A 26,008-nucleotide genomic window follows, 5' to 3' on the forward strand; every position below is an offset into this window, starting at 1 on the left:
GGCTTGAACGGCCGGCAGGCTGTTGTTCAACTGATAGGACCAGGTGCCGTCGCCGTTGTCGACCAGCGTGCCGTACTTGGCATCGCCCGTGGTGATGGCGACCGTGCTGGTGTCCGCGCCCAACGTATCGTTGGTGAGCAGGTTGCCCGTGACAGGCATAGCCGCATCTTCGCTGACGCTTGCCGAGTCGGCATTGGCGAGCGGCGCCGTGTCAATGATCTGGATAACCAGGTCGTTGCTGGTAGCAATACCGGCCACGTCGGTGACGGTGACGGTGAAGTTGTCCTTGACCGCGTCATCGCCCGCGGTGTGATCGTCAGCACCACCGGTCTCCTGATAGGAGTAGGTGATGACACCCGTCGCGGCGTTGTAACCCGTGATGGTCAGCACACCCTTATCGGTGGTGATGACGACCGGAGTCGTGGAGGCGTTGGTGACATCATGGCCACCGACCGTGACGCCTGCGATGCCGGCTTCAGCGGACACGGTGACCTTGCCGGTGACGGTCTCGCCAGAGGCTTCAACGACGCTGTTGTGCGCGTCGGTGACGTTGCCGTCGCCATCTTCAGGCGTGACAACCGGCGGCGCGTCGGTTTGACCGGTGACCGTCACGGTCAGTGTGGCGGTCGCGGTGGCACCATCCGCGTCCGTGACGGTGTAGGTGATCGAAGTCGTGGCGGTTTGGCCGTCGTTCAGGAACTGGAAGTCCGGACCCGGATTGAACGAGTACGAGCCGTCGGCATTCAGGGTAAACGTACCGCCATGGGAACCGGCGACCGGCTGGCCCACGCTGGCGTCGTTGTCATTGACCTTCGAGACCTTGATGGTGTCGCCGTCGGGATCACGGTCGTTGGCCAGCACGCCGTTCTGGGCGTCGACGTTGAAGGAGGATTCCTCATCGGTCGTGCCGGTGTCGGACGTGGCGACCGGAGCGGGGTTATTGACGTCCCATTCGAATGTCTGGGTGACCTTGGCGCCAGCGGCGTCCGTCGCCGTGACGACGATGGTGTAGACCCCCTCGTTGCCGCCTTGCGAGGCCGACGAGTCGATCTTGCCCGTGATAAGGCCGGTGACCGGGTCAAGGGTCAGGCCAGGCGGGAGGCCAGTGGCGCTATAGGTCAGCGCGTCGCCCTTGTCGGCGTCCTGGAATTGCTTGGCGATATCGACCGGGGTGATGGTGTCGCTATCGTCGTTGGTCAGATCGCCGAGCGTGACGCCCGGGGTCAGGATCGGGGTGTCGTTGGTGCCGGTGACCGTGATGGTCAGCGTGGCGGTATCCGTCGCGCCTTGCGCATCGGTCACCGTGTAGGTGACCGAGGTGGTCGCCGTCTGGCCCGCGGCCAAGCCCTGGAACGCCGTGCCCGGGTTGAACGTGTAGGTGCCGTCGGCGTTCAGCGTGAACGTGCCCCCATTGGAGCCGGTCACGGCTGCGCCCACGTTGGCTTCGGCACCGGCGACCTTCGAGACGCTCAGCGCGTCGTTGTCCGGGTCGGCGTCGTTGCCAAGCACGCCTTCGGTGCGATGGTCGACCACCAGCGTGTTGTCTTCCGTCGTGGTGCCGCTGTCATCGGCCGCAACCGGCGCCGGGTTGCCCACGTTCCAGACGAAGGTCTGGGTGACCGTCGCGCCGGACTTGTCGGTGGCCGTCACCGTGATGAGGTATTCGCCCTTCACGCCCGTATTGGTGTGATCCGACGCCCAGTTGGCGAACGTGCCGGAGAACGTGCCGGTGGCGGAATCGAACACCAGCCCGCCGGGAACGTGGTCGACGGTGTAGGTCAGGGCATCGCCGTCGTCCAGGTCGTTGAATGCGCTGGAGACGTTGTAGGTGACGGTATCGCCATCCATGTCGCTCTGGTTCTGCAGCGCGACCGCGGTGGGAGCATCATTCGTGCCCGTTATCTCGACCGTCAACGTGGCGATGCTGGTGCCACCTTCGCCGTCCGAGACGGTGTAGGTGATGGAGCTGGTGGCCGTTTGACCGGCGGGCAGGTGCTGGAAGCCATTACCCGGATTGAACGAATAGGTGCCGTCGGCATTCAGGGTGAACGTGCCGCCGCCTACGCCGGAGACCGGTTTGCCCACGTCGCCGGCAACGCCGTTGACGGCGGACACAACCAGCGTGTCGCCGTCCGGGTCACTGTCGTTGGCCAGCACGCCGGCACTGGGATCCGTGACATTCAGGACTGCGTCTTCGTCCGTCGTGCCCGCATCGTCAATGGCCGTGGGGGCCGGGTTGGTGACGTCCCAGGTGAAATCCTGCGTGACAGACGCGCCGCTCTTGTCCGTAGCGGTGACGGTGACGGTGTACACGCCGTCGTTTCCGCCTTGCGATGCCGAATGGTCCAAGGTGCCGGAAATGATGCCGGTCACCGGGTCGATGGTCAGGCCCGGGGGCAGACCGTCGGCCGTGTACGTGAGGGAGTCGCCATTGTCGGTGTCGGAGAACTGGCCGGAGACATCAACCGGGGTGATGGCCTGCCCGTCGGCGCCGTTCTGGTTTTCCAGGGTGACGTCCGGGGTCAGGATCGGGGTGTCGTTGGTGCCGGTGACCGTGACGGTCAGGGTGGCCGTGCTGGTGCCGCCTTCGCCGTCCGTGACGGTGTAGGTGATGGAGCTGGTGGCCGTCTGGCCCGCGCCCAGCGTGTTGAACGTGGAGCCCGGGTTGAACGTGTAGGATCCGTCGGCGTTCAGGGTGAACGTGCCGCCATGAGAACCGGCCACGGCGGCGCCTACGTTGGCGGTGGCGCCGTTGACCTGCGACACGGTCAGCGTATCGCCATCCGGATCCTTGTCGTTGGCCAGCACCCCATTCTGGGCAGTGACGGTCAGCGTCGCGTCTTCGCCGGTCGTGCCAGCATCGTCAATGGCCGTGGGCGCGGGATTGGTCACGTCCCAGTCGAACGATTGGGAGGTCTCGGCGCCGGCGGGGTCCGTGGCGGTGACGGTCACGGTGTAGACAGCGTCTTTTCCGCCTTGCGATGCGGAATGGTCGATGGTGCCGCTGATGATGCCGGTGACCGGGTCGATGCTCAGCCCAGGCGGAAGGCCAGTCGCGGTGTAGGTCAGCTTGTCGCTGGTGTCCGTATCCGAGAAATGGCTGGAAACGTCGTAGCGCACTTCCGCTTGAGCGTCGATGCCGGAGGTGTCCGAAATGGCGGTCGAGACCGGACCGTCGTTGGTGCCGGTGATCGTGACGACAACGGTCGCCGTGGAGGTGGCGCCGCTCGGGTCCGTGATGGTGTACGAGATCGTGCTGGTGGTCGTCTCGCCCTGGGCCAGGTTGTCATACTGCCCGCCCGGCGTGAAGACGTAGCTGCCGTCCGGCTGGACGGTGAACGTGCCGCCATTGCTGCCGACGACGGTGACGCCGCCCGGGGTCATGGGGCGGCCGCTGACCGAAGTGATCGCCAGCGGATCGCCGTCGGGATCGGAATCGTTGTTGAGCAGGTTGCCGCGGACCGCGCTGTTCTGGTCGCCGCGGCCTTCGTCGTTCAAGGCGTTGGGCGCGTTGTTGACGGTGGCGGGCGTGGCCGCATCGTCGTCGTCGTCGCCCAGGCCGGCGCCGGATACACGGGGCAGGGTGTCGTTGGCGCGGGCCGGATTCGGGTAGGCCAGATCCAGAGGCGTCGTCGTTTCAAGGATACGGGCCAGGCGGACAAAGCTGCTGCCGCCGGCATCACCGCTGCCGGCCACGATGGCGGCGGTAGGGTCCAACTCGTCGAACGGGTCGCGGCCGGCTTGCAGCGCGGCCAGCAGGCGGTCGGAATCGGTGCCGGTGGGCGGGGCCACGGCGGCTTCGCTGGGATCGGCCAACGGGCCGCCCATGTCGCCATTGACGGCGACTTCGCGGCCTTCACCGATGACAATCGGCATGCCGTTTTCAACCTGAAGGGAAACCGTGGCGCCCGAAGCAGTGACGATGTCGCTGCCGGCTGGGACTTTGCTGCCTTGATGCAGTTCGGTCAGGGAACCGTCGCTGTTGCGTATCCACGCGCGACCGGAGATTTCATTGACGACTGCGGGGGAGGTGTTGGCCATGTTGGTTCCGATTCAGGGAGTTATCCAAGATGGCCAGATACTAGAGGTCGCCGCTGGGGCGGGATATTGTCCTCAAGGACAGTATCAAGACGTAATTTTGCTCCGCGTGTCGGCAGGCGCGGAAATGCCGTGGACAAGCAGGGCCAATTGCAGGCGGTCGGACACCTTCAATTTATCGAAAACGGCTGAAAGGTGCGCCTTGACGGTGCGTTCGGTGATGCCCAGGGCCTCGGCGATCGCGGCGTTGGGTTGGCCGCTGGCGGCGTACCGCGCGACGGTAATTTCCCGTTCAGTCAGCAGGCCGGCGTCCCAGGAATGCGAATCCTGGGCGCGTTCCGTGACCAGCTTGAGCAAGCGCGCCACCAGCGAACGGCCCATCCAGATGCCGCCGGACGCCACCACTTCCAGCGCCTGCGCCAGTGCCGCGGCCGGCGCATGGGTATGGCAATAGCCGTGCGCACCCGCGCCCAGCGCTTGTGTGCCTTGCTCGTCGTTGGGGCTTGGGCTGGCGACGACAAGATGCATGCCGGTCAGGGCCGGCGGCCACACGGGATCCTGCCAGGAGGGCAGGCGAGGCACGTCGGTATCCAGCACGGCCAACGAGCGACCTTGCTCGCGCCAACGCTGCAAGTCGGCCAGGCCACGCCCGCGGGCCGCCAGCCAGCGCGTGGGGTCCAGCGCGCGCCAGTGTTGCCACAGCAGATCGTCGTGCGTAATCAACAAGACGGGAACAGGTTTCATAAAGCCTTCCAGCTCTCCTTTAACGTTCGGTAAAGGCATTCGCCTTGGCACGCAAAATCGGTTTAAGCAGGTACTGCAGCACAGTACGCTTACCCGTCAGGATATGAACCTCCGCCACCATCCCGGGGATGATGGGCAATAGCTTGTCGCCCACCGTGCTGCGATCCGTGCGGACGCGCACCACATAGTAGGAATTGCCTTTCTCGTCGGTCACGGTGTCCGCGCCGATCTGTTCGACCTTGCCTTCCAGCCCGCCATAAATGGCGAAGTCATAGGCGGTGAATTTCACTTCCGCCTTTTGGTCGGCGTGCAGGAAACCGATATCGCGCGGCTGGATGCGGACTTCAAGCAGCAGCGTGTCGTCCTTGGGCACGATCTCGATAATGTCCTTGCCCGGTTGCACTACGCCGCCGACGGTGTTGTTGAATAGCGTCTTGACGGTGCCAGCCAGCGGAGCGCGGACTTCGGCCAGCTTCACGCGGTCGGCCAACGCCAGCTTGCCCTGACGCAGCGTCGACAGTTTGGTGTTGGTTTCCGACAGTTCGCTGCGGGCCTGGTTACGGATGTTCAGCTCTGATTCTTCAAGCTTGCTTTGCGCTTCTTTGATCGACGCCTGGAATCGGTCGATCTGCGCTTCGGCCCCTTTCTGCTCGCCGCAGTAGCGCGCCACGTCGCGTTGCAGGCGCAGCAGGTCCACTTCAGACACCGCTCCGCTCTTGAGCAGCGGCCGCGTGACTTGCAGTTCACGGGAAGTCAGGCCGCAACTGGCCGACGCCTGGTCGCGCTTGGCGATCGTTTCGCGCAGGTCTTCCTGGCGCTGCTTGAGTTGTTCGCGGGCGACGTTGATCGTGGCGTTCAATTCGGTGTTGCGCGCCAGGTAGGCGTTGCGCTCCATTTCCACCAGCCCGGGCGCCTGCGTCAGCACCTCTTCCGGCGCCACGAAAGGTTCGCCGGTGGCCAGCGCCTGCAGTCGGGCGGACCTGGCCAGCAGCGAAAGGTATTCGGCGTTGTTTTCGCCCAGCGAGGACGCGAACCGGGTGGAGTCAATCTTCAGCAGGACCTCGCCGGTCTTGACCTCCTGGCCCGGGCGGACCAGGATTTCCTCGACGATGCCGCCGTCCAGGCTCTGAATGATCTGGACCTGGCGCGAAGGCACGACCTTGCCCTCACCCCGGACGACCTCGTCGATGCTGCCCGTGCCGGCCCAGATGAGCAATCCGCCGGTGGCCAGCAGGCTCACCCACAGCAGGACGCGAGACCCGCGGGCCTGGGATTCGTGGATGACCCATTCGGCGTTGCCGACGTAGTCCGAGCGTTGGCGCGGCTTGCCCTTTTCGGCGCCGTCCAGCAGCCGGTCGAAGAAGAAGACGAAGACGTTGCGCAGTTTGCGCCACAAGCCCCCGAACAGGCCGTGCCTGGTTTCGCCTGGATTGTTCAACATGGCATCCTCAGCTTCCGCGTCCAACGCGTCCTTGACGCAGGGCCTCGACAACCTGCTCCTTGGGGCCATCGGCAACGATGTGACCGCTATCGATCACGATCAGCCGGTCGACCAACTCCAACAGCGCCGTGCGGTGGGTAACCAGCAGGATGGTCTTGGTCGCGCTGGCTTCACCCAGCCGCTTGCGCAGTTGGGCTTCGCTCTGGTGGTCCATGTTGCTGCTGGGTTCGTCCAGCAGCAGGATCGGCGGATCGTTGATCAGCGCGCGGGCCACCGCCACTGATTGGCGCTGGCCGCCGGACAGGGATTCGCCGCGTTCGCCGATCACCATGTCGAACCCATTCGGATGCAGGTTGGCGAAATCGGTGACGCCCGCCAGATTGGCTGCCGCCAGGATGCTCGCGTCGTCGGCGTAGGGCGCGCCCATGGCAAGGTTGTGCTTCAGGCTGCCGTAGAACAGCAGGGGGTCCTGGGGCACGTGGCCAATGGCCCGGCGCACGTCCGCCGGATCGATCTGGCGCACGTCGACGCCGTCCAGCAGGACCGCGCCTTCGGTGGGTTGATACAGAGCCAACGCCAATTTTTCCAGCGTGGTCTTGCCCGAGCCGATGCGGCCGATGATGCCGACCTTTTCACCGGGCTTCAGCTTGAACGACACCTTCTTCAGCACTGGCTGGGTGCTGCCGGGGTAAGCGAAGGTCACGTCGCGGAATTCGATGCCGCCGTGAAAGACCGGGCGATGCAGGAATTCGGCTTCGGCCGGCCGCTCGATCGGCAGCTTCATATAGTTGTCGATGGAGCCCAGCGAGGTCCGCGCGTTCTGGTATTGCATCAGCAGGCCGGCTACCTGCCCCAGGGGGGCAAGGCAGCGGCCCGCGATCATGGACGCGGCGATAATGCCGCCCATGGAAATGGCGGATTCCTGCGCCTGGTACACACCGATGATCACCACGGCGACCGACACCATCTGTTGGGTCGCCTGCACGAAGCCGACCGTGGAAGATGAAATCAGCTTGAGCTTGCCGCCTGTTTGCGCGATGTACTCGGTGGCGCGTTCCCAGTTGCGCTGGATGGTGCCCTGCGCATTGAGGGTCTTCACGGCTTCCAGGCCGGTCAGTGCCTCTACCAGCGTGGCGTTGCGCTGCGATGAAGCCTGGAACGACGCCATCGTCAGTGATTCCATGCGGGCTTGCGCGGCCAGCGACACCAGCAGGATCAGCACGATGGCGACCAGCGGGGGCAGGATCATCCATGGCGAGATCCAGGCCAGCGCGGCCAGGAACAGCAGGATAAAGGGCAGGTCGACCAGGGTGGTGATGGTGGCCGACGCAATGAAATCACGGATGGACTCGAACGAACGCAGGTTCGCGGCGAAGGACCCGACCGAGACCGGGCGGCCTTCCAGGCGCAGGTCCAGCACACGCTCCATGATCTGCGCGGACAGGCGCACGTCGACGCGCTTGCTGGCGCTGTCCACCACGTGCGCGCGCGCGGTGCTCAGGACCATGTTGAAACCCACGACCAGCGTGATGCCGATCGCCAGCACCCAAAGGGTTTCGACGGCGTTGTTGGGTACCACGCGGTCATAGACGTTCATGGTGAACAACGGCATCGCCATGGCGAAGACATTGATCAGCAGGGCGGCAATCAGCGCGTCGCGGTACAGGCGCCGGTTTTCCATGATGGCGGCCCAGAACCAATGGCGTTCGCGCACCTTGGCGACTTCCGGCGCGCGCGCATCGAAGCGGAATTGCGGACGCACGAAGCACACCAGCCCGGTGTACTGGGCGGCCAGCTCGGCCGCGTCCATTTCTATCGAGGTGCCACCCAATTCGGGGTGACTGACGACATACGTGCTGTCGTTCTTCTTCAACAGCAGGCAAGCGCGTTCGCCCTTGAGCAGCAGGATCGCGGGCAGCAGGTCTTGGGAAATGTCGTCGAGCGTGCGCTTGACCACCCGCGCGGAAAGCTGTGCGCGCGCGGCCGCGCGGGGCAGCAGGGCGGGGGTGAGCCGGTGTTCTTCCAGCGGCAGGCCGGAGGACAGGGCCTGGGCCGTCGCCGTCACGCCATGCAGGCGCGTGATCTCAACCAGGCAGTTCAGCAGCGGATCGTCGTGCGCGGCGCGCGCGTCGGCGCGCCACTCCCGGGAGTCCATTTCAGATAACTTGTCCATCGTCGTCATCCAATAGATCCAGGTGTTCCGAGAGGCGCGCGCGTTGCTGCTTGCGCTGGGTGAGCTTTTGCTGGGCCTGCACCGGCAGGTCCGTCATGCGCAAGGTGCCATTGGCGATCAGTGCGTCGATCAAGTCTTCCAGGACACGGACAAAGTCGGCGTCCAACTGCGAAAAGTCGTTGCCCTGGTTGGACATGTGGTTTCCTTGCAGCCCTTACGCTCAGGGCTTGGCGGTGGGCGGATTCAACGGCACGAAGGTGGGCGGCAGCGTGCCTTCGTTGTATTGCACGCGCACGGGAGCCAGGCGGGCCGAATCGGGAACCGTCGAGTTGCACAGCTTGATCACTTCGTCGGTCACTGCCAGCTTGCCGTTCTCTTCGGGCATCTCGTTGCGCGCGGGTTGCAGCGACAGCGCGGGCAACAGCGCGTGCGACAGCGACAGCCAGCGGTATTGGGCCAGCTTGAGGTCATACAGGCCGTTGGTCAGTGCGCGACGCGATTCAAACAATTCGTTCTCGGTATCCAGCAAGTCCAGCAGCGAACGCTGGCCAATCTGGAACTGTTGGCGATAGGCGTCACGCACCTTGGTGGTGGCGACTTCGTGGTCGCGCAGGAACGGCAGTTTTTGGCTCAGGCTGGTGATGTTGTTCCAGGCCACGGCCAGGTCCTGCTGCACATTGCGGCAGGTGTAGTCGCGGATGTCGCGCGCCGCATAGGACTGCGCCGCAGTCTGGCGCACGCGGGCGGAATCGGCGCCGCCGCGGTACAGGTTGTAGCTCATGACAACCTGAACGCTGGAGCTTTGGATGTCGCGGGTTTGCGGGGTGGGGTCGTTCTGGTCGCGGCCGGTGGAAGCCACGAACTCGAACTTCGGAGAGAACGCGCCCTTCGACGACGACACGCCCGCCTCGGCGGCTTGCAGGCCCGCTTGCTTGGACAGGAAGCTGGGATTGCGGCGCAGCGATTCATTGAAATCGCCCGGCTTGGTCGGCAGCTTGCTGGCAACGTCGGGTGGGGGCTGCATGGATTCGGGCGGGAACGCGCCGGTGACGCGCTGGAAGCGCTGCTGCACATCCAGCAGGTTGGCGGTTTCCGTCATCAGGTTGGTCTGGGCCAACGACAGACGGCCTCCGGCCTGTTCCATGTCGACGCGACGGCCGACGCCTGATTCAGTGCGTTCGCCGATTTGCTTCAGCGTTTCTTCGTGCAGGGAATAATTCTGGCGGGCCAGCAATTCCATGTCGCGATAACGCTGCAGATCGATATAGGCCTGCACGGCGGCAAAGGCGGTGGAATCGCTGGTGGCCAGCACGTCATAGAAGCGGGCCAGCTTGTCGAAACCTGCTTGCTTGACGTCGTTGCTGGTGCGGAAACCGTCAAAAATCAATTGGCGCAGCTCGACGTTGTAACCCGGTCGGCTCCAGCTTTGCGAGCCCACTGCGGGCACGTTGCTGCGGTATTCGCGGCCGAGGTAGCCCTGTGCATTGATCTGCGGAAAAAATGCGCCGCGGGCCACGGCCTGGCCTTCCAGCGATGCCTGGAAGTCATGGTATTTGGCCTGGATCTCGGGATTGCTAAGCAGGGTCTGCTCAACGATCTGGTTCAACGTCACTGCGGATTGACCTGCGGCAGGGGCAGCGGCGGGCGCCGTCGTCTGCGCGAATGCAGCGGGAACAAAGGCCAAGGCAAGTATCGAAGTCGTGCGTTTAAGCAAAAACGAAGCCATAGTGATTATTCGCGAGTCAGGGTGGATTGGATGGCCGCCATGTTGTATGTAAATGTCATATTTTTCTAGTCAAGATTTGTTAAGTCTTGCGGCATACAACGGCGCGGCCATATGGTTTCTTCGCGCAGCATCACCTAAAAGCATCGTATTTGCACGAACTTCACAATATATGCTCGGTATATATTTGATTAATACGTTTTATTTCGTATTATTTCTATTACAAGGCGAGCATAGTGAAACAGGATTATATCGTTTTGATAATTCTGTATCTGTTTTCTTTAACTAAATCTTTCTGTGTGATTAATTTTCCACACTGTGTAACGGCGTGCCGTTGTAACCGCGGCCCCGGGTGACATCCCACACCAGCATGGTAGTTGTTGTACTAGTATGTGTGGTGTGGTTGTACTAGGTTCAGACCCTGTGCATAATTCCTCCATGCCGCAGTGGCCGGCGCGGGAGCGATTTGCTTTTCAACCGCGCGAGGCTCAAGCCGGATTGTCTACTTGCAGAGCGCATCCATGGCCCAAACCCTTTACGACAAACTCTGGGACGCCCACATCGTCCACCAGGAATCAGACGGCACCTGTCTGCTGTATATCGACCGCCACCTGCTGCACGAAGTCACCAGCCCGCAGGCGTTCGAGGGCCTGGCGATTGCCGGGCGCAAGCCCTGGCGCACCGGCGCCAACCTGGCTGTCGCGGACCACAACGTACCTACGCTGAACCGCGCCCAGGGCATTGACGACCCGGTGTCGCGTCTGCAGGTGGATACGCTGGACACCAACTGCGACAAGTACGGCATTACCGAATTCCGCATGAACGACCTGCGCCAGGGCATCGTGCACGTGATCGGACCCGAACAGGGCGCGACCCTGCCCGGCATGACCGTCGTCTGTGGCGACTCGCACACCAGCACGCACGGCGCGCTGGGTGCCCTGGCCTTCGGCATCGGCACGTCCGAGGTCGAGCACGTGCTGGCAACGCAGACGCTCTTGATGAAAAAAGCCAAGAGCATGCTGATCAAGGTGGAAGGCGAATTGCCCTTCGGCTGTACCGCCAAGGACGTCGTCCTGCACATTATCGGCATCATCGGCACGGCGGGCGGCACCGGCCACGCCATTGAATTCGCCGGCAGCACCATTCGGGCGCTGTCCGTGGAAGGCCGCATGACGGTTTGCAATATGGCTATCGAAGCGGGCGCCCGTTCAGGCATGGTGGCGGTGGACGACAAGACCGTCGAATACTTCCGCGGCCGTCCCTTTGCGCCGATGGGCGTGGTGTGGGATCAGGCGGTCAAGTACTGGCGCACCCTGCACACGGACGAAGGCGCCAAGTTCGACACCGTGGTCGAAGTCAATGCGCGCGACATCAAGCCGCAAGTCACCTGGGGCACGTCGCCCGAAATGGTGCTGCCGGTGGATTCCCGCGTGCCGGACCCCGACCGTGAAAAAGACGACGTGCGCCGCAGCGGCATGGAACGCGCGCTGGAATACATGGGCCTGAAGCCCAACACGCCGCTGACCGATATCCGCGTGGACCGCGTTTTCATCGGTTCGTGCACCAACTCGCGCATCGAAGACTTGCGCGCGGCCGCCGTCGTGGCCCGTGGCAAGCGGGTGGCGTCCAACGTGCGCCAGGCGATGGTGGTGCCGGGTTCCGGCCTGGTCAAACAGCAAGCCGAACGCGAAGGCCTGGACAAGATCTTCATCGAAGCCGGCTTTGAATGGCGCGAGCCGGGGTGTTCGATGTGCCTGGCCATGAACGCCGACCGCCTGGAACCGGGCGAGCGTTGCGCCTCCACGTCGAACCGCAATTTCGAAGGCCGTCAAGGCCAGGGCGGCCGCACGCACCTGGTCAGCCCCGCCATGGCAGCCGCCGCTGCCGTGGCCGGCCATTTCGTCGACGTCCGCACGTTCCGCTAAGCGAATCAGACCCGAGTACCGACATCATGCAAGCATTTACCACTCACGAAGGCCTGGTGGCTCCGCTCGATCGCGAAAACGTCGACACGGACCTCATCATTCCCAAACAATTCCTCAAATCCATCCAGCGCACGGGTTTTGGCCCGAACCTGTTCGACGAACTGCGCTATCTGGATCACGGCGAACCGGGCATGGACAACAGCAAGCGTCCGCTGAACCCGGATTTCGTGCTGAATCAGCCGCGTTACCAGGGCGCTTCGGTGCTGTTGGCGCGCAAGAACTTTGGTTGCGGCTCCAGTCGCGAGCACGCACCGTGGGCGCTGACCCAGTTCGGGTTCCGCGCCATCATCGCGCCGTCATACGCCGACATCTTCTTCAACAACAGCTTCAAGAATGGCTTGCTGCCGATCGTGCTGTCGGAATTGGAAGTGGCGCGCCTGTTCGACGAGGTCAAGGCTTTTCCGGATTACAAGCTGAACATCGACCTGGATCGCCAGGTCGTGATCGCCCCGGACGGCCGCGCGATGGGCTTCGACATCGAGCCCTTCCGCAAGTACTGCCTGCTGAACGGCTTTGACGACATCGGCCTGACCTTGCGCCATGCCGACAAGATCCGCGCCTTCGAGGCCGAGCGCCTGACCCGCCATCCGTGGCTGGAAAGCCGTCCCATCGCCTGAACCCCATTCTGACCATAGGATCGTTTCTTAAATGACCCACAACATTGCAGTCTTGCCGGGTGACGGCATTGGCCCGGAAATCGTCGAACAAGCCGTGCGCGTCTTGAAGGCGCTGGACGTTCCCTTCGACATCAAGCAGGCCCCCGTGGGCGGCGCCGCGTTCGACCAGTTCGAACATCCGCTGCCGCCGGCCACGCTGAATCTGGCCAAGGAATCCCACGCCGTGCTGTTCGGTGCCGTCGGTGATTGGAAGTACGACAGCCTGCCGCGCGAATTCCGTCCGGAACAGGCCATCCTGGGCTTGCGCAAGGCGTTGGGCCTGTTCGCCAATCTGCGCCCCGCCATTCTGTATCCCGAACTGGCCAGCGCCTCGTCGCTGAAGCCGGAGATCGTGTCCGGCCTGGATATCCTGATCATTCGCGAACTGACCGGCGACATCTACTTCGGCACCCCGCGTGGCGTGCGTTCGTCGCCCGACGGCGCTTTCGCGGGCGAACGCGAAGGCTACGACACGATGCGCTATGCCGAATCCGAAGTGCGCCGCATTGCGCGCATCGGCTTCGAATCGGCCCGCAAGCGCAACAAGAAGCTGTGCAGCGTGGACAAGGCCAACGTGCTGGAAACGTCGCAGTTCTGGCGCGACATCGTCATTGAAGTGGCGCGCGAATACCCCGACGTCGAGCTGTCCCACATGTATGTGGACAATGCCGCGATGCAGTTGGTGCGCAACCCGCGCCAATTCGACGTCATCGTCACGGGCAACCTGTTTGGCGACATCCTGTCGGACGAAGCCGCCATGCTGACGGGCTCGATCGGCATGCTGCCCTCGGCATCCCTGAATGCGGGCGGCCAAGGCCTGTACGAACCCAGCCACGGTTCGGCGCCCGATATCGCGGGGCAGGGCATCGCCAACCCGCTGGCGACGATCTTGTCCGCCGCCATGCTGCTGCGTTATTCGCTGAATCTGGCGCCGCAGGCCGACCGCATCGAAGCTGCCGTGCGCCGCGTGCTGGCTGAGGGCCTGCGCACCGCCGACATCTTCGAAGCGGGCACAACGAAGGTCACCACGGCGGGCATGGGCGACGCCGTGCTCAAAGCCTTGGCCTGAGCGCTGGGCAAGGGGCGCGCCCTTGCGGCGCAGCCCCGATTTTTCAAAGGGGCCGCTTCGTAGCGGCCCTTTTTTCGCCCGTGTTGCGACGGCGCCGCGAAAGCGGTTTGGCGGTCTTCCGGCCCCAATTTTTTCTAGCTGCGCCGCAACATCTCCGCGTGCATTCTGATAAATTGTTGAATTGCACGACTTTTTCTACCCGGACCTTGTCTCCACCTTTATAGAGCGATTGAAATGAATCAAGCAGTAGGCCTTGTCGGCTGGCGCGGAATGGTCGGCTCGGTGCTCATGCAACGCATGCGCGACGAGAACGACTTCGCACTGATCGAACCGGTGTTCTTTTCCACCAGCAATGCTGGCGGCGCCGCGCCCACGTGGGCCGAAGGCGCGGGCCCGTTGCAAAACGCCTACGATATTGATGCTCTGAAAAAACTGCCGATCATTCTGACGGCACAAGGCGGCGACTACACGTCCGAGGTCTATCCCAAGCTGCGCGGCGCGGGCTGGAACGGCATCTGGATCGATGCGGCCAGCACCTTGCGCATGGCCGAAGACGCCATCATCGTCCTGGACCCGGTCAATCGCCCGGTCATCGACGCGGCGCTCAAGCGCGGCGTGCGCAACTTCATCGGCGGCAACTGCACGGTCAGCTGCATGCTGATGGGCCTGGCCGGCCTGTTCAATAACGACCTGGTGGAGTGGATGACGTCCATGACGTACCAGGCCGCGTCCGGCGGCGGCGCGCAGCACATGCGCGAACTGCTGACCCAATTCGGCGAGATCAACCAGGCCGTCAAGCCCTTGCTGGACGATCCGGCGTCGGCCATCCTGGCTATCGATCGTGGCGTGCTGGCCAAGCAGAAAGATGCGTCGCTGCCGCACGAACACTTTGGCGTTCCGTTGGGCGGCAACCTGATTCCCTGGATCGACAAGGATCTGGGCGACGGCATGTCCAAGGAAGAATGGAAGGCCGAAGTCGAGACCAACAAGATCCTGGGCCGCGGTGCCGCTTTTGGTACGGCGCCCACCCCGATCGACGGCTTGTGCGTGCGCATCGGCGCAATGCGCTGCCACAGCCAGGCGCTGACCATCAAGCTCAAGCGCGATGTGCCGCTGGACGAAATCGAATCGCTGATCGCCGAAGGCACGCAATGGGCCAAGGTCATCCCCAACACCAAGGAAGCCACCGTTGCGGGTCTGACCCCCGTCGCCGTCACCGGCACGCTGGACATCCCGGTGGGCCGTCTGCGCAAGCTGTCGATGGGTTCGCAGTACCTGGGCGCCTTCACGGTGGGCGACCAGTTGCTGTGGGGCGCCGCCGAGCCGCTGCGCCGCATGCTGCGCATTGCGCTGGCTGAAGCCTGATGCCGTTTCAGGCGCCGCAAGCAGCCGCCTGATCTTGTAGCAAGGCAATCAAGGGCACCTGCGGGTGCCCTTGACGTTTAAGCAATCGTCAAAGCAGTGTGGCGCATGTGCTCGCGAGCCAACGCCGATGCGCCTTTCAGGTTTGTGAAATGCGCGTCATCCATTACACTTTTCCGGTGAATTAAGGCCTGTTCTCACTTAATGGGTGCGAACGGGCGATAGCCCGTAATTCGACTACAAGAACGGAATTCCAGCTTATGACCCAGCGTTCGCGCCACGTGAAGCATGCCCGCCGTTTGAAAGCCCTTCAATGGGCGATCGCTTTGGCGATAGGGTCGAGCATGTGCAGTTCGGCGCTGGCCATGCGCGTGGGGCATTCGCGCGTCGTTTCCGTGCCGGGCGCGCCGTTGCAGGCCGTGGTGGGGCTGCAGGAATTGACGCCCGACGAAGTGGCTTCACTGAAGGTCTCGGTGGCGGATGAAGCCGCTTGGCAGCGCGCCGGCCTGAAACCGCCGGTACCGCTGGCCAGCATGGTGGTCAGGGTCGAGGATGGCCTGGATGCCACGCGCAAGAACCTGCGCGTCCGCGGCGCGCAGCCGCCGGCAAGCGGTGCCGTGGATTTGCTGCTGGATATCAGTTCCAGCTCCGGGCAGCGCCAAGTGCAGGTCAGCGTTCTGGTGCCGCTGCGCGGTACCGGCGCCGACGTGACGCCCGCCGCTGTCGGCACGCCGGCGCGCACCGGTGGCACGGCGGGCTCCGTCAATGTGAAGTCGGGCGACAACCTGTTTGCCATTGCCCAGCGCAATGCGGTGCCCAACGCGTCGGTCTACCAGATGCTGGTTGCGCTCTGGCGCGCCAACCCCGAGGCGTTCATCCAGAACAATATGAATCTGGTGCGCGCCGGACAAAAACTGAATATCCCGGACGCGGCGACGGTCCGCGCGGTCGATCCGGCGGAAGCGCGCCGTATCTTCAATGAACACGCCGAGGCATTTGCCAAGTACCGCGCCCGGCTCGGCGCGGCGGCAGGCGCCAATCCGTCCGTGGTGAAGGGGCAAGACGCGGCATCGGGCACCGTCGCCCGCCCAGGCGACAACGGCGTGGCCAGCGCTGCGCCGACGCAAGACCGGGTGCGCCTGTCCACCGGTCAGGCGCAGAACGGCGCCGCGGCGCAGGCGGAAGCGCAAGCCGACGCCAGGACGTCCTCGGAACGCGCGATGAAAGACGTCGAAGGCCGCGTGAACCAGTTGCAGGCCAATGTGGACGACCTGAACAAGGCCGTCGGTCCGCAAGGGGCGGCAGGAGCAGGCGACGCGGCGGGTACGCCGGGTGCCGCAGGGACTTCGGGGGCATCGGGCGCGGCAGGTACCTCTGGCGCAGCGGGCACTTCGGGCGCAGCGGGCACGCCGGGCGCAGCGGGTACCCCGGGCGCAGCGGGCACGCCGGGCGCAGCGGGCACGCCGGGCACAGCAGGCACTCCGGGCACAGCAGGCACTGCGGGCACAGCAGGCACAGCAGGCACTCCGGGCACAGCAGGCACGCCGGGCACAGCAGGCACGCCGGGCACAGCGGGCACGCCGGGTGTAGCAGGCACGCCGGGCGCAGCAGGCACTCCGGGCGCAGCAGGCACTCCGGGCACGTCGGGCGCAGCAGGCACGTCGGGCGCAGCAGGCACGTCGGGCGCAGCAGGCACGCCGGGTGCAGCGGGCACGCCGGGCACAGCAGGCACGCCGGGCGCAGCGGGCACGCCGGGTGTAGCAGGCACGCCGGGCGCAACCGGCACACCGGGCGCAGCAGGCACCCCAGGCGCTTCCTCCGACAAGGCCGCCGGAAGCCCGACCGCCAACGCCAAGGACATCACGTCCGGCATGCCTGCCTGGCTTGCCGACAATCTGCTCGTCATCGTGACCGCGGTGCTGGCGCTGATCGCATTTGCAATCGCCTGGCTGCTGCGCCGTGCCGGCGCGCGGCGCGGGGACGATGATGAGGAAACCTATGCCTATAACGAGCCTGCGCTGGACACGGCAGCGCTGAACCGCAAGCTCGATACGATCAATCTCGACCTGGACGAACCGCCCACGGACGAACCGCGCCGAGTCAGCGGTCCCAGGGTTTGAATAATGTCTAGAGTTGCATTGGGGCTGGCGTATGACGGCTCCGCCTGGCAGGGTTGGCAGACGCAGCCGCATCGACAGACGGTGCAGGACACGCTGGAGTCGGCCTTGGCAAGTTTTTGTGGTGTTCAAGGCGTTGTTCCCACGGTCTGCGCCGGCCGTACCGATACGGGCGTGCACGGCGCAATGCAGGTGGTCCATCTGGACACGACGCTGGATCGCCGGATGGAATCCTGGGTGCGGGGCGTGAACGCATTCCTTCCACCCAGCGTGTCGGTGCAATGGGCGCAGCCGGTGTCCGACGAGTTCCACGCGCGCTTTTCCGCACGCGCCCGCACGTATGTCTATTTGCTGTGGCGCGGCCGGGTTCGGCCGGCGCTATGGGCGGGGCGGGCCGGCTGGTGTTTCCAGCCGCTGGACGTGGATGCCATGCGGACCGCGGCGCAAGCCTTGGTGGGCGAACATGATTTCTCCAGCTTCCGGTCTTCGCAATGCCAAGCCAAGCACCCGGTGCGCCACATGCACCGGCTGGACATCGAGGAGCGCGGGCCGTTCCTGGTGTTCACCTTGAAGGCGAATGCGTTCCTGCACCATATGGTGCGCAACATCATGGGCGCGCTGTTGCAGATCGGGCAGGGCAGGGAGTCCGTGGACTGGATGGCGCAGCTGTTGTCCTGGCGCGACCGCAAACTGGGCGCGCCGACATTCTCGCCGGATGGTCTGTATCTGGCCGCGATTGATTACCCTGCCGAATTCGGCCTGGAAGAACTGGACGGCGGTTCGCTGTTGCTGTCGCCGTTCACGCAAACCTATTAGGAAGCCGCCGCAACCCAAGGCGCCTTTTCCGCGCTCACTTGGAGGTCTTTGCCATGCAACGCCGCGCGTTTTTGAAACAAACCGCCCTGGGTGCAGCCACGGCAGGCAGCGCCGCGCTGGCCGTGCCGGCCTTCGCGCAGGAAGCGCCTACTGTTGCCTGGCGGCTGGCTTCCAGTTTTCCGAATGAATCGCCCACGCTGTTCGCGGGCGCCGAGGATGTCGCGCGGTACGTCGGCGAAGTCACCGATGGACGCTTCAAGATCGAGATTTCCCCCGCCGGTGAATTGGTGCAGCCCGGCCAGGTGCTGGAAGCCGTTCAACACCGCGTCGTGGAGTGTGGGCATACCGCGTCGACCCGGTATTTCGACATCGATCCGGCGCTGTGCTTCGACGCCGGCGTGCCGTTCGGCCTGAACACCCGGCAAATGAGCGCCTGGATGAGCCAGGGCGAAGGCCTGGCGCTGACGCGCGTGCTATTCGACAAATACAACATCCTGAACTTTCCCTGTGGCTATACCGGGGCGCAAATGGGCGGCTGGTTTCGCGGCGAGGTCAAGACGGTTGATGACCTGCGCGGCTTGAAGGTCAAGGCCGGCGGCTTCGCCCGCCATGTGTTGTCGCGGCTGGGCGCCACGCCGGTCGACGTGCCGGTCGCCGAATCCTATGCTGCGCTGGAGCAGGGCACGGTCGACGCCGTGGCATGGATCGGGCCTTATGATGACGAGAGCCTGGCGCTGTATAAAGTCGCGCGGAACTACTATTTTCCTGGGTGGTGGGCGGGCACGTTGCAGTTGTCGCTGTACGTCAACCAGGACGCCTACGATGAACTGCCCAAACCGTATCAATCGGCGTTGGCGCTGGCGTGCCAGATGGCAACGGGCAACATGATCGCCAAGTACGACGCTGGCAATCCGGATGCGTTGCGCCGACTGGTGTCGCGCGGCGCCCAACTGAAAGCGTTTCCCAAGCCGGTCCTGCAGGCGTGTTACGAGGCGTCGTTGGCCGCCTATAACGAAATGAGCGCCAAGGACCCGATGTTCAAGAAGCTGTACGAAAGCATGGCGGCGTTCCGCGACAAAGAAGTGCCGTGGTTCCGCGTGGCTGAAGGCAGTTTCGATAATTTGACCGCAACGCTGGGCCAGCCACGCTCCTGAACGGTTTTTTTGACCCCGGATATACTGGTCCAACATGTCGTGCTGTGCGACACAGGTGATGGATTTCATGCGTACTCGCATCAAGATCTGCGGCTTGACCCGCGAACAAGACATCGAAGCCGCCGTTTCGGCCGGCGTCGATGCGATCGGTTTCGTCTTCTACGCCAAGAGCAAGCGTTGTCTGACGCCAACGCGCGCCGCGCAACTGCGCCGCACGGTGCCGGCGTTCGTGGATGTCGTCGCGTTGTTCGTGAACCCGGACCCCGCCGATGTTCAAGCCGTGCTGGATGAGGTCGGCCCCGAATTGCTGCAGTTTCATGGCGACGAGACGCCGCTGGATTGCGGCCGTTACGGCCATCGCTTCCTGCGCGCATTCCGCGCCGGCGCGCCGGGCCTGGACACCGCCGAAAGCCTGGCTACCCACTGCCGCGCCTACGGCGAAGCGGCAGGGTGGCTGTTCGACAGCTACAGCGCCGGATACGGCGGCAGCGGCCACGGGTTCGACTACGCCTTGCTTGACGACGTCCGCGCGGATCCGGTGTCCCGCCCGCTGATCCTGTCGGGCGGCCTGAACGGCGACAACATCGGTCAGGCGATCGAGCTGGTGCGGCCTTGGGCGGTCGATGTCAGCAGCGGCGTCGAGGTCGAGCAAGGAATAAAAAGTTCTGATAGAATCTCGTTCTTCGTTGATGCAGCACATGCCGCAGACACGAAGCTGAAGGGAATAAAGTAGTGCTTATGTGGTTGTTATGCTGTGGCTGTGGGCGGGGTTTGACCCCACGGTTGTGAATGAAAACCAGGCCTTGCGCCAAGTTTTCAAACGCAATGAAAACAGCAAAAAGTCGTCAAAGACGATTTGCACAGTTTAAAAAAGCACTATATAATTCTTCTTCTTTGCAGGCGGTTAGCTCAGTTGGTTAGAGCGCCACGTTGACATCGTGGAGGTCGTTGGTTCGAACCCAATACCGCCTACCAGAATTCCTGCAAAGCAGTGCCCAGCACTGTCTTAAAAGCCGCATAAGTCTATGACTTTGCGGCTTTTTGCATTGGGCTTGTGGTGATGGCGATGGCGGCGGGGGATGGCAACTGCATTTGCGCGTTGCGTATGTCCTTGCATTTGATTACGCCGCATGATTAATGCGCCTGCCGTCGCATTGACGAATAGCGGATACCGGTTAACGGATAGCGGATAACGGATTTCAGCTTATTTCCGCCCGCTTTGGATAATCCGAGAAATCCCTTCGGATATTTATCTGATATGTTCGCGATAATCTTTATCACCGGCATGGACATGCGTCACTCCCTTCAGGCAATACTCCTGGTCCCCGCGCTGATGCTGGCTGCCTGCGCGGCCAAGCCGCGGCCGGAGGCGCCGGCCCAGTCGCGCATCGATGAATTGCCGATGTATGGCGGCATGGATCGGGCGGCCGCTGCGGAACGGCAGACGGGCGACAAGAAACTCATTGCCGACGCCACGCAGGCCTTCGGCTCTGCCGAAAATGCTTCGAAGGCGTGGGTCTCGCAAGGCTATCGCTTTTATCGATCCGACCAGCTCGGCATGGCCATGCGGCGCTTCAACCAGGCATGGTTGTTGAACCCGGATAATCCCGAGGTCTACACGGGCTTCGCGGCGGTGCTGCATGACCAGGGCAAGTACTGCCAGGCCATGAGCATGATGGATCAGGCGATCAGCCATGATCCGCCCACTTTCCAGGGCATCTACGCCGATGCGGGCCGTATCGCGGCCCGCTGCGCGGCCGAGGACAAGACGTTGCCGCCGGAAGCCCGGGTGGCGGCCACCGCCCGGTCGGACGCGTGGTATCGGAAAGGCGAAGCGGTGGAGCCCGACAAGGGCTATTTGTATTCGTCGTGGGCAACGGCCTATTACTGGCGTGGCCAGTACGACGAGGCATGGGCGATGGTCGTCAAGGCGCGCACCGCGGGCGGCTCGCCCGGTCCGAAGTTCATGGACCTCCTGCGCGCCAAAATGCCCGAACCCCGGACTTAGGCCTTGCGTCATATCGGCCAATCCGATTCCTGTTCGGCATTTGCGATATTCTGCTGACCATCATGATGAAAGCGCTTTGGTTGGTGTTGGGCTGCGTGATGTTGGCACTGGGCGTCATCGGCGCATTTTTGCCCGTCATGCCGACCACGATTTTCCTGATTCTTGCCGTAGGCTGCTTCTCGCGGTCTTCTCCGCGGCTGGAAAAGTGGCTGCTCGAAAGCCCTACCTACGGACCCGCGTTGCGCATGTGGCGCGAACAGGGTGCGGTCTCGCGCAAGGGCAAGGCCTATGCTTGCCTGGGCATGGCCGCGGGCTACGCGCTGTTTTGGTGGAGCGCGCATCCGTCATGGCCGCTGGCCGTGGGCGTCGGCCTGTTTTTCGTCGCCAGCGCGGTGTACGTGGTCAGCCGACCGTCCCCGAAAATCTGATTTGGCGGGTGCTGAAACAAAGATGGGCAAGCCCGGCACGCGAGGGTATGCGTGACCGGGCTCGTTCAGCGGGCGGGGCCGCGGTTGGCGGCTTTTTCGGGCTGCTCAGTGAGAATGCCGGGGATCGCCGTGCGTCTCGATGACTTTCAGGTATAGCGTAGCGGGCTCCAGGCAGCCGCCCGTCGACAATTGGCCTACCAGTTGCCGATACAACTCCTGCCACGGTGTTTGCGAGGCCGGCGCCTGATAGGGCGGTTCCTGCTTGCGCCTGGCCATTTCCGCGTCGTCCACCAAGGCGGTAACGCTACGCTGGTTCAGGTCGACGCGGATCTTGTCGCCGGTGCGCAGCAGCGCCAAGCCTCCGCCGACCGCGGCTTCGGGCGACATGTTCAAGATCGAGGGGCTGCCCGAGGTGCCGCTTTGCCGGCCATCCCCCAGGCAGGGAAGGGAATCCACGCCGCGCTTGATCAGGTGGGACGGCGGCGCCATGTTGACGACTTCGGCGCTGCCCGGGTAGCCCACCGTGCCGGCGCCGCGGATGACGAGAATGCAGTGTTCGTCAATGTTCAGCGACGGGTCTTCGATGCGGGCGTGGTAGTCCTCCGGGCCTTCGAACACAATGGCGCGAGCCTCGAACGCGTTCTCGGAGCCGGGCTCGGACAGGTAAGCGCGGCGGAAGGCTTCACCCACCACTGACATCTTGATGATGGCGCTGTCGAAGAAGTTGCCCGACAGGACGATGAAGCCTGCGCGGTGCTTCAACGGCGCGGCGCAACTGCGGATGACGTCGGCGTCGCGGGTCTTGGCGCTTGAGGCGATGTCGCCAATGGTCTTGCCGGATACGGTGGGGCAGTCCGGGTGAAGGCGTCCGGCAACCAGCAGTTCGTGCATGACGGCGGGGACGCCGCCCGCGCGGTGGAAGCCTTCGCCCAGATGTTCGCCCGCCGGCACGCAGTTGACCAGTAGCGGGACGTCTTCGCCCAGCCGTTGCCAGTCTTCCAGACCGAGATCGATGCCGGCATGCCGGGCCATCGCAATCAGGTGGGGCGGGCAATTGGTGGACGCGCCCAGCGCGGATGCCACGACGATGGCATTCTCGAATGCCTGCCGCGTCAGGATGTGGGATGGCCTCAGGTCTTCGCGCACCATGTCACAGATGCGCATGCCGGTGGCGTAGGCCATCTGCGCGCGCTCGCGGTAGGGCGCGGGAATGCTGGCGCAGGTAGGTAGCGACATGCCCAGCGCTTCGGCCAGCGAGTTCATCGACAGGGCCGTGCCCATGGTATTGCAGTGGCCGACCGACGGCGAGGACGCGGTGGCCAGCGTCATGAAGCCCTCGTAGTCCAGTTTGCCGGCCGCCATCAGGTTGCGCGCATGCCAGATGACCGTGCCGGAACCCACCCGCTGGCCGTCGTGCCAGCCGTCCAGCATCGGCCCCCCCGACAGCACGATCGCGGGCAGGTCGACGGTGGCGGCGGCCATCAGGCAGGCGGGCGTGGTCTTGTCGCAGCCCGTGGTCAGCACCACGCCATCCAACGGATAGCCGTGCAGGATTTCGACCAGGCCCAGATAGGCCAGGTTACGGTCCAGCGCGGCCGTGGGCCGCCGGCCTTGTTCGGCCAGCGGATGCACGGGGAACTCCATCGGGATGCCGCCCGCGTCCCGGATGCCCGCTTTGACGCGCTCGGCCAGCGCCAGGTGGTGGCGGTTGCAGGGCGCCAGATCACTGCCGGTCTGGGCGATGCCGATGATCGGCCGCCCGGACTGCAGCTCCTGCCGCGTCAGGCCATAGTTAAGGTAGCGCTCGACGTAGATTGCCGTCATGTCGGCGTGCGCGGGGTCGTCGAACCATTTCTGGCTGCGCAACTTGCGGGGTATCTGAGACATGGGAACTCGCTTGCTTCGCGTGGGCGTCAGTGAAAAGGCGTCAGTTGCGCGCCTTCTGGATCTCGTCATTCAACTGCTTGACCAGGTCAGGGCCCAGTTCTTGCGTGTATTTGTCGACCACCGGTTGCACCTTCTGGCGCATGCGCGCGACTTCTTCGGGGCTGACCGTGTTGATCTTCATGCCGGCTTTCTCAAGCGTGGTCATGGCCTTGGTGGAATCCGCGCGGCTGTCCTTGCGTTCAAAATCACGCGACGCTTCGGCTGCCTGGCGCACCAGTTTCTGTTCGTCGGGCGACAGCGTGTCCCACCATTTCTTCGATGCCAGCACGACCCACGGCGTGTAGACGTGGCGCGTGATCGTCAGGAAGGGCTGCACTTCGTAGAACTTGCTGCTTTGAATGGTGGTGATGGGGTTTTCCTGCCCGTCGACCGTGCGCGTTTCCAGGGCGGTGAACAGTTCCGAGAACGGCATGGGCACGGCGTTGGCGCCCAGCGTATTGAAAACGCCCAGCGCGATCTGGTTCTGCATGACCCGCAGCTTGATGCCTTGCAGGTCTTCCGCGCGCGCGATCGGGCGCTTGGAATTGGTCATGTTGCGAAAGCCGTTTTCCCAATAGACCAGGCCCACCAGCCCCTTGGCTTCCAGCTTCTTCAGCAGGTCCTGGCCCAACTGGCCGTCCAGCACCGCGTCGGCTTCTTTTTCGCTGTTGAACAGGAAGGGCAGGTCGAACACGCCGAATTCCTTGACCATCCCGGCAAGCGGCGCGGTCGATCCGACCATCATTTCCTGGGCGCCGCCGGCCAGCGCGCCTTGCATCTGTTCGTCCGACCCCAGGTTGGCCGACCCGAAGGTCTTCATCTTCAACTTGCCGCCGCTGACTTTTTCAAGCTCTTGCGCCAGGAAGCGCGCGGCGCGGCCCTGGACGCTTTCTTCGTTCAGGCCGTAGCCGAAACGGATCAGGCGCGGCTTGACGTCGGCCGCGGCGGCCACGCCGGCAACGGCGCAGGACAGCGCGGTGGCCAGCACGAGTAAACGGGTTTTGAATCGGTGGGTCATGGTGCTTCTCCTTGGGGGTTTTTTGCCGCTAGTGCATCCAGCGTGCGGGTACGGTGATCAGCTCGGGGAAGATCACCAGCAGGACCAGCAGGCCCGTGTACGCCACGACGTAGCGCCACACGCCCCTGCAGATGGTTTCCATATTGATGCGGGCCACGCCGCAAACCACGTTCAGCACGGTGCCGACGGGCGGGGTCAACAAGCCCACGCAGCCGACCATCACGAACATGACACCGAAGTAGACGGGGTCGATACCGGCCTTGGTGACCACGGGCATCAACACCGGAGCAAGGATCAGGATGGTGGGCGTCAGGTCCATGACCGTGCCGACCAGGGTCAGCAACAGCAGCAGGGCGAACATCAGCAGCTTGGGCTGGTCCATGACCGGCTCCAGCAGCGCGATCAGGTCCTGCGGCATGTCCGCCAGCGTAATCATGTAGGACGACACCATCGCGGCGGCCACCAGGAACATGACCACGGCCGTCGTGCGCGCCGCGTTGACGAACAACGGCAAGAGGTCCCGCAGCCCGATCTCGCGGTAGACGAACAAGCTGACGCCCAGCGCATACACGGCGGCCACCACGGCGGCTTCGGTCGGCGTGAAGATACCGCCGCGCAGCCCGCCGATGATGATGACGGGCAGCATCAGCGCCCATATCGATTCGCGCAGCGCCTTCAGGCGGTTGCGCCACGGTTCACGCGGCGACGGGGTGATGCTGCCGTGCTTGCGGGCCACCCAGGTCCAGACCGCCACCAGCGTCAGGCCCATCATCAGCCCGGGCGCGATGCCGGCGAAGAAGAGCTTGGTGATCGACACATTGGTGGCCACGCCGAAGATGATGAAAGAGATCGACGGCGGAATGATCGGGGCGATGATGCCGCCGGCGGCGATCAGGCCGGACGCCTGGCCGGCGTCATACCCCTTTTCACGCAACATGGGGATCAGCAGGGATCCCAGCGCGGCGGCGTCGGCCACGGCCGAGCCGGACAACGCGGCCAGCAGGACGCTGGCAAAAATCGCCACGTAGCCCAGCCCGCCCTGGATATGGCCAACGAACATGCTGGCCAGGCGCACGATACGGCGGGATATGCCGCCAGCGTTCATCAGTTCACCCGCCAGCATGAACAGCGGTACGGCCATCAGCGTGAAGCTGTTGGCGCCTGTCAGCATGTTCTGCGCGAGGATCTGGGTGTCGAAAAAGTCCAGCTGGAACATCATGGCCAGGGCGCTGAGCAGCAGCGCGAAGGCAATCGGCATGCCCAGGGCGATCAGCCCCAGCAGTACAAGCAGGAAAATGGTCAGGATCATTGCAAAGGTCCGGGCGGGGAAGGGGCGGGCGCGTTGGGGGC

The 26,008-nt window shown here is 63.8% G+C and carries 19 protein-coding genes and 1 tRNA gene; 11 read left to right on the forward strand and 9 right to left on the reverse strand.

What is annotated here, in order from left to right:
• The 6 genes from ACE039_RS03460 to ACE039_RS03485 all read right to left on the reverse strand — a co-directional run.
• Positions 1-4,041 (reverse strand): retention module-containing protein (locus ACE039_RS03460; RefSeq protein WP_485821695.1); only part of this gene is annotated, 4,041 nt, incomplete at its 3' end.
• A gap of 84 nt (positions 4,042-4,125) precedes the next feature.
• Positions 4,126-4,782 carry a response regulator transcription factor gene (locus tag ACE039_RS03465; protein ID WP_105560413.1) on the reverse strand — a complete coding sequence of 219 codons (657 nt, stop codon included), beginning with the start codon at positions 4,780-4,782 and terminating at the stop codon, positions 4,126-4,128.
• 19 nt (positions 4,783-4,801) lie between these two features.
• Complete coding sequence (locus ACE039_RS03470; protein WP_448710450.1) at positions 4,802-6,223, reverse strand: HlyD family type I secretion periplasmic adaptor subunit; 1,422 nt, start codon at positions 6,221-6,223, stop codon at positions 4,802-4,804.
• A gap of 7 nt (positions 6,224-6,230) precedes the next feature.
• Positions 6,231-8,396 (reverse strand): type I secretion system permease/ATPase, encoded by a 2,166-nt coding sequence (locus tag ACE039_RS03475; protein ID WP_448710452.1) that lies wholly within the window; start codon positions 8,394-8,396, stop codon positions 6,231-6,233.
• Positions 8,380-8,592: a hypothetical protein gene (locus ACE039_RS03480; RefSeq protein WP_105560415.1), complete on the reverse strand. Its 213-nt coding sequence runs from the start codon at positions 8,590-8,592 to the stop codon at positions 8,380-8,382. The genes ACE039_RS03475 and ACE039_RS03480 overlap by 17 nt, the downstream gene beginning before the upstream one ends.
• Positions 8,593-8,616: 24 nt before the next feature.
• Positions 8,617-10,122, reverse strand: a complete 1,506-nt coding sequence (locus tag ACE039_RS03485) for a TolC family outer membrane protein (protein ID WP_448710454.1) — start codon at positions 10,120-10,122, stop codon at positions 8,617-8,619.
• Positions 10,123-10,640: 518 nt separating this feature from the next.
• Between ACE039_RS03485 and leuC the strand changes: the two genes are divergently transcribed.
• The 11 genes from leuC to ACE039_RS03540 all read left to right on the forward strand — a co-directional run bounded on the left by leuC (position 10,641) and on the right by ACE039_RS03540 (position 21,714).
• Entirely contained in the window at positions 10,641-12,044 is a 1,404-nt protein-coding gene (leuC, locus tag ACE039_RS03490; RefSeq protein WP_105560417.1) for a 3-isopropylmalate dehydratase large subunit, read from the forward strand.
• Positions 12,045-12,070: 26 nt separating this feature from the next.
• Complete coding sequence (gene leuD, locus ACE039_RS03495; RefSeq protein ID WP_105560418.1) at positions 12,071-12,721, forward strand: 3-isopropylmalate dehydratase small subunit; 651 nt, start codon at positions 12,071-12,073, stop codon at positions 12,719-12,721.
• A gap of 31 nt (positions 12,722-12,752) precedes the next feature.
• Positions 12,753-13,829, forward strand: coding sequence for a 3-isopropylmalate dehydrogenase (leuB, locus tag ACE039_RS03500; RefSeq protein WP_448710458.1), 1,077 nt, complete (start codon positions 12,753-12,755; stop codon positions 13,827-13,829).
• A gap of 234 nt (positions 13,830-14,063) precedes the next feature.
• Positions 14,064-15,194: an aspartate-semialdehyde dehydrogenase gene (asd, locus tag ACE039_RS03505; RefSeq protein ID WP_105560420.1), complete on the forward strand. Its 1,131-nt coding sequence runs from the start codon at positions 14,064-14,066 to the stop codon at positions 15,192-15,194.
• A 257-nt stretch (positions 15,195-15,451) separates the two neighbouring features.
• Positions 15,452-17,311: a type IV pilus assembly protein FimV gene (locus ACE039_RS03510; RefSeq protein WP_485821696.1), complete on the forward strand. Its 1,860-nt coding sequence runs from the start codon at positions 15,452-15,454 to the stop codon at positions 17,309-17,311.
• A gap of 3 nt (positions 17,312-17,314) precedes the next feature.
• Positions 17,315-18,124: a tRNA pseudouridine(38-40) synthase TruA gene (gene truA / locus ACE039_RS03515; RefSeq protein ID WP_485821697.1), complete on the forward strand. Its 810-nt coding sequence runs from the start codon at positions 17,315-17,317 to the stop codon at positions 18,122-18,124.
• A 53-nt stretch (positions 18,125-18,177) separates the two neighbouring features.
• Complete coding sequence (locus ACE039_RS03520) at positions 18,178-19,278, forward strand: TRAP transporter substrate-binding protein (protein WP_105560423.1); 1,101 nt, start codon at positions 18,178-18,180, stop codon at positions 19,276-19,278.
• A gap of 58 nt (positions 19,279-19,336) precedes the next feature.
• Complete coding sequence (locus ACE039_RS03525) at positions 19,337-20,011, forward strand: phosphoribosylanthranilate isomerase (RefSeq protein ID WP_255410208.1); 675 nt, start codon at positions 19,337-19,339, stop codon at positions 20,009-20,011.
• Positions 20,012-20,176: 165 nt separating this feature from the next.
• Positions 20,177-20,253 (forward strand) — tRNA-Val (locus tag ACE039_RS03530).
• Positions 20,254-20,569: 316 nt separating this feature from the next.
• Positions 20,570-21,286, forward strand: a complete 717-nt coding sequence (locus ACE039_RS03535) for a tetratricopeptide repeat protein (protein ID WP_485821698.1) — start codon at positions 20,570-20,572, stop codon at positions 21,284-21,286.
• Positions 21,287-21,348: 62 nt separating this feature from the next.
• Positions 21,349-21,714 (forward strand): YbaN family protein, encoded by a 366-nt coding sequence (locus ACE039_RS03540; protein ID WP_448710469.1) that lies wholly within the window; start codon positions 21,349-21,351, stop codon positions 21,712-21,714.
• A gap of 105 nt (positions 21,715-21,819) precedes the next feature.
• Here ACE039_RS03540 and ACE039_RS03545 read toward each other — a convergent pair whose 3' ends face one another.
• The 3 genes from ACE039_RS03545 to ACE039_RS03555 are packed head-to-tail and all read right to left on the reverse strand — an operon-like array spanning position 21,820 to position 25,967.
• Positions 21,820-23,601, reverse strand: a complete 1,782-nt coding sequence (locus tag ACE039_RS03545) for an IlvD/Edd family dehydratase (RefSeq protein WP_105560424.1) — start codon at positions 23,599-23,601, stop codon at positions 21,820-21,822.
• Between the two features lie 40 nt (positions 23,602-23,641).
• Positions 23,642-24,658 carry a TRAP transporter substrate-binding protein gene (locus ACE039_RS03550; RefSeq protein WP_105560425.1) on the reverse strand — a complete coding sequence of 339 codons (1,017 nt, stop codon included), beginning with the start codon at positions 24,656-24,658 and terminating at the stop codon, positions 23,642-23,644.
• A 28-nt stretch (positions 24,659-24,686) separates the two neighbouring features.
• On the reverse strand, positions 24,687-25,967 hold the full coding sequence (locus tag ACE039_RS03555; RefSeq protein ID WP_313464216.1) for a TRAP transporter large permease: 1,281 nt from the start codon (positions 25,965-25,967) through the stop codon (positions 24,687-24,689).
• Positions 25,968-26,008: the final 41 nt, after the last annotated feature.

The organism is Achromobacter maghribensis (assembly GCF_057334215.1).